Genomic DNA, 5050 nt, shown 5'->3' on the forward strand with positions numbered 1-5050 from the left:
TCTTCCCGTATTGCTGTTTTTGCAGCCGGCCTTTTCGAAGGCCCAACAGAATGTTCAGACCCCCGAGAAAAACCAGGTAGACCGTTCGTTAATCAAAAATGAAACGTATTCAATGGTCTGGTATGCACTGAAGGATACGGCAAAAGTGGAAATCGGTAAGGTGGATACCCGGATCCTGAAATCGGGCAACCGCATCACGGTCAATTCAACGGTTAGAATGAAGGATTTGCCGGACTGGAAAGACGAAACCATAGCCGGACTCCCGGACTTTGCTCCGGTAAAACATACCTCTTTCAATGTGCAACGGGATATGCTGCTGGATTTTGAGAAACCCGATACCGTGACCGGATATTATCTGGATAAAACCAAAAACAGCAGGATGGAGATCAGTGAAACCACTACCGGAAAATTCTTCGACAGCAATGTATACACCCAGCTCATCCGTTGGCTTCCGCTGAAAGAAGGCTATACCACGGAAATGGCCATTTTCGATTACAACCCGTCTTCGGGAAAAGGCATCATGAAAGCTTATGTAACCGGGACAAAAAAAGGGACTTACAAAAACAAACCGGTATGGATGGTTTCCGTAACGGATGACATCTCCCAGAAAAAAGCCGCAAGCACTTATTATATCAACAGCAAAACCCGCGAACTCCTGAAACAGGAAGTGGATATGGGACCGAGAAAGATGGTGATGGAGAGATTATAAACAACGAGAAGCCAAAGAGGAGTCGGATTAACAGGTTGGAAGCTGGATGCCGGAAGTTTATCCTGTCAATATTATTTTTAAAAGTATCATTTCAAAAATCAACGCAAAATAAATAAAATACAGTCGAATTTGCATTATAAATAAAAAACCTTTCAGTGTTGAAGCGCTGAAAGGTTTTTTTTATTGGAAGCCTTTAAAGTCCAATCCAAATGAAGTTTGAAAAGATAAAGTCTATTTAATAATGATTTTAAGCTATAACCAATTAAGCAGTTAAAATCAAAGATTTGCCTCGTTATTTTTTTTATATTAACTATAGGAATTCGCAAACCTCTTCGAGGTTTTTAAGAACTTTTGCGGACTTTTTCAGGATTCCGGTACTCACTTTATTATGCATTCTTAAGATCTTTTGTGACTTTTGCGGTTAAAAAAATTTACATTTTAAACATAAATCCCTGGGAAATCTTCTTATTGTATTTCTTCTCATCGAAACGGTAGAGGAAAGATCCTTTTTTAGATGACGTCATGTCTTTTTCATCTGTTTTCACCAGGATGTCCATTCCGTTGATCTTGCTGGTAAAATTCCGTTTGTCGAAGGTTTCACTGAAAATGGCCTCATACAGATTCTGAAGATCCTTCATGGTAAATTTTTCCGGCAGCAGCTCAAATCCGATGGGCCGTGTCGATGCCCGCCTTCTCAGTCTCAGGACGGCATCTTTCACCATTTCATTATGGTCGAAAATAAGCTTCGGGGCACTTTGGAGATCGAACCATTGGAAACTGTAATTTTCATTGATCTGAAGGTCCTTTTCGATATGGATCAGGGCGTAGTAGGAAATTGAAATAATCCTGGCCGTAGGTTCCCGGTGGATTTCAGTATAAGAGTTGAGCTGTTCCAGATAAATGTTTTCAAGGCCGGTAAGGTTTTGGAGCACCCTTTTGGCTGCTTCATCAGCCGTTTCCTCATTGCCGACAAAACCTCCCATCAGGGACCATTCACCCAGCTGGGGCTCGAAATTCCTTTTCACCAGGAGGATTTTAAGATGCTCCCCGTCAAATCCGAAGATAATGCAGTCTACCGCAACCAAATGTCTGGGATATTGTGAATAATCCTGTTCCATTGTATTATTTTATACAAAGATAAAGCTTTTCCAGCGGGTAGGCCGGAAACAAATGTGTTTTTTACACTTTTGCCCAAAATCATTTCTTATTAAGTAAATTATTGCTTCCGGCAACAATTTTTGGGAGTTAAAACCGTGGCTGAAATCTGAAAAAACAATGCAAAACACATTAAATCTATATGAATGCAATGTTAAAATTGTGTTAAAATTTAATAATCTTTAAATTCAGAAACGGAGAATTGATTTTTCGGGCTTAATCTTAAAAATACGATAAGTAATTCGGGAGATAATTAACAATTCCATACAATTTCTTTATATCTGTTTTAAATAGTGCCGGTTTCAGGTTATTAATCTGATTTTCCTGATCGTATATAATCTTATTTTTTATGATAAGGTAAGGTGGTTTCACCGTTTTTGAATGCCTGTAGGGATATAATTTGTTCATGGGTTGTTTTCCGGTTTTCACAAATTGTTTTGTATATTGATTCTTTCCGTTATTTTAGAAATGTTGAAATAACATTTATTAATGAACAGAAAACTGTCTTTATTATTGCTGGGTTTTGCTACAGTTACCTTCGCTCAGGTGAAGAAAAGCATCCGGTATTTCCCGCTGAATACCGTGCAGTTGTCAGAAAGTGTCTTCAGCAAAGCGATGCAGGCCGACAAAAGCTATGTGATGGCCATGGAACCGGACCGGCTCTTGGCTCCTTATCTGAAAGAGGCTGGCCTTCCTGCCAAGGCTGCTAATTATCCCAATTGGGAAAATACCGGGCTGGACGGACATGTCGGCGGGCATTATCTTTCAGCTTTGTCCTTGCTTTATGCTTCTACAAAAGATGCAAAAGTAAAACAACGTCTGGATTATATGCTGGACGAGCTGGAACGCTGCCAGAAAGCTTCCGGGAACGGCTATATGTCAGGAATTCCGAATGGTAAAAAAATCTGGAACGAAATTGCAGAAGGAAACATCCGTGCTTCCGGTTTCGGACTGAATGACCGTTGGGTTCCTTTGTATAATATCCATAAAACCTATTCCGGACTGCGGGATGCCTATTGGTATGCGGGAAGTGAAAAGGCAAAAGATATGCTCATCCGGTTAACGGATTGGATGGCCAATGAAGTATCAAAACTTTCTGATGAACAGATCCAGGAAATGCTCCGCAGCGAGCACGGCGGGCTCAATGAAGTTTTTGCCGATGTTTATGATATAACCAAAAACAAAAAATATCTTCAGCTGGCACATCGCTTCTCCCATCAGGCGATCCTGAACCCATTGCTGAACGGTGAAGATAAACTTACGGGCATCCATGCCAATACGCAGATCCCGAAAGTGATCGGCTACAAAAGAATTGCTGATCTTGAAGATAATGTTTCGTGGAATGCCGCTGCCGACTTTTTCTGGCACAACGTTACCGAAAAAAGGTCTTCGGCCATTGGAGGGAACAGCGTAAGCGAGCATTTCAATCCGGTAAACGATTTCAGCAGCATGATCAAAAGTATTGAAGGCCCTGAAACCTGCAATACCTATAATATGCTGAAGCTTACGAGACAGCTTTTTGCCACTTTGCCCAAATCCTATTATATGGATTATTACGAGCGGGCCCTGTACAATCATATCCTTTCCACAGAGAATCATGAAAAAGGCGGTTTCGTCTATTTCACGCCGATGCGTCCCGGGCATTACCGGGTATATTCTCAGCCGCAGACCAGCTTCTGGTGCTGTGTAGGATCGGGAATGGAAAACCACGCCAAATACGGCGAAATGATTTACGCACATTCGGATCAGGACCTGTATGTGAATTTATTTATTCCGTCCACTTTACAATGGGCAGAAAAAAAAGTAATGCTGCGGCAGATCAATAATTTTCCTGAAAATCCGGAAACAAAACTGGTTTTTGATCTTACCGGAAATTCGGTACTGAATCTTAAACTCCGGTCTCCCGAATGGGCAACGCCTTCGGAAGTGAAAATCCTGATTAACGGCAAGCTGCAAAGCGTACAGCCTGATGCAGACGGCTATTATACCCTGACGAAAAAATGGAAAAAAGGAGATACGGTGGAAATGAAGCTGCCGATGCACCTTACGGCGGAACAGCTGCCGGATCAGTCGGATTATTATGCCTTTAAATATGGTCCTGTTGTTCTTGCTGCTCCTTATGGAAAGGAAAACCAGCAGGGGCTTCTGGCGGATGACAGCCGCGGCGGGCATATCGCCCACGGTCCGCAGATTCCTTTAAATGAAATTCCTGTCATTGAAGGAAATGCCTCGGAAGTCCTGAACCATGTACAGCCGGTAAGCGGTAAAAACCTTTCGTTCAGCATTAACGGATTATATCCTTCTGAAAAATACACCAAAGGGCTTCAGCTGGTTCCGTTTTATACCATCCAGGAAGAACGGTATATCCTGTACTGGCCGCAGGCAGACCGGGACAAGATACAAGCCGTACAGAAACAAAGAGCACAGGAAGAAGCCGAAACCCGGAAGCTCGACCAGATTACCATCGATAAGATCCAGCTGGGAGAGCAGCAGCCGGAATCCGATCATTTCTTTGAAAGCAAAGATTCCAACACGGGATACATGGAGGACCGGCATTTCCGTGATGCCAAAGGCTGGTTCAGCTACCGGATGAAAAATTCCGGTAAAAATACAGCTTTCCTGTATGTACTGTACTTCGATAATAATGCCGGGCGTATGCTGAATGCTGAAATCAACGGTAAGAAAGTCTTCGCTAAAAAACTCGAAGGTAAAGCCGGAAATTCGCCTCAGAATCTGCTTCTGCCGGTACCGGATTCGGAAAAAAGCAAAGAAAGCCTCACCGTAAAATTCTTTGCGGAGGATCAGGCCATGACCTCGAGGATTATTGAAGTCCGGCTTCTCACCCAAAACTATGAAAAATCCATCAAGTAATTTAAATAACAGATCATTCCATGAATATCTATAAGTCCAAAACGGCCTCTTTCCTGCTTGTCAGCATCTTCAGTATTTCCATGATGGAAGCCAAAGTAAAGCTTCCTGCCCTGGTTTCGGACGGGATGATCCTGCAGAGAAATATGCCGCTTAAAATCTGGGGGTCGGCCGATGCAGGAGAAAAGGTAAACGTAAAATTTTTAAATAAAACCTACACCACCAGCGCCGATAAAAGCGGGAACTGGAACATCACGCTTCCCGAACTGAAAGCCGGCGGACCTTACGTAATGACCATCAACGAAATTACCCTCAAAG

At 42.6% G+C, this 5050-nt stretch carries 3 protein-coding genes and 1 pseudogene; 3 read left to right on the forward strand and 1 reads right to left on the reverse strand.

Annotated elements, in window-relative coordinates; genetic code table 11:
• Positions 1-709, forward strand: a 709-nt coding sequence (locus QZ735_RS11850) for a hypothetical protein (protein WP_367117849.1), incomplete at its 5' end; no start/stop codon positions are given.
• A 431-nt stretch (positions 710-1140) separates the two neighbouring features.
• Here the strand turns inward: QZ735_RS11850 and QZ735_RS11855 are convergent.
• Positions 1141-1827: an NUDIX domain-containing protein gene (locus QZ735_RS11855; protein ID WP_294248594.1), complete on the reverse strand. Its 687-nt coding sequence runs from the start codon at positions 1825-1827 to the stop codon at positions 1141-1143.
• A gap of 526 nt (positions 1828-2353) precedes the next feature.
• On the opposite strand from QZ735_RS11855, the gene QZ735_RS11860 reads away from it, so the two are divergent.
• Together QZ735_RS11860 and QZ735_RS11865 are read left to right on the forward strand one after the other, a co-directional pair.
• The gene (locus QZ735_RS11860; RefSeq protein ID WP_294248597.1) at positions 2354-4735 is read left to right on the forward strand and encodes a glycoside hydrolase family 127 protein; all 2382 of its coding nucleotides are present in this window, start codon (positions 2354-2356) and stop codon (positions 4733-4735) included.
• Positions 4736-4755: 20 nt separating this feature from the next.
• Positions 4756-5050: pseudogene (locus QZ735_RS11865) on the forward strand (hypothetical protein); the annotation flags it as partial.

Source organism: uncultured Chryseobacterium sp., assembly GCF_913776365.1.
Classification (GTDB): domain Bacteria; phylum Bacteroidota; class Bacteroidia; order Flavobacteriales; family Weeksellaceae; genus Chryseobacterium.

Bases quoted from the DNA above. Each gene is read 5' to 3' on its own strand.
- QZ735_RS11855 (WP_294248594.1), bottom strand. From the start codon at position 1,827: ATGGAACAGGATTATTCACAATATCCCAGACATTTGGTTGCGGTAGAC.
- QZ735_RS11860 (WP_294248597.1), top strand. From the start codon at position 2,354: ATGAACAGAAAACTGTCTTTATTATTGCTGGGTTTTGCTACAGTTACC.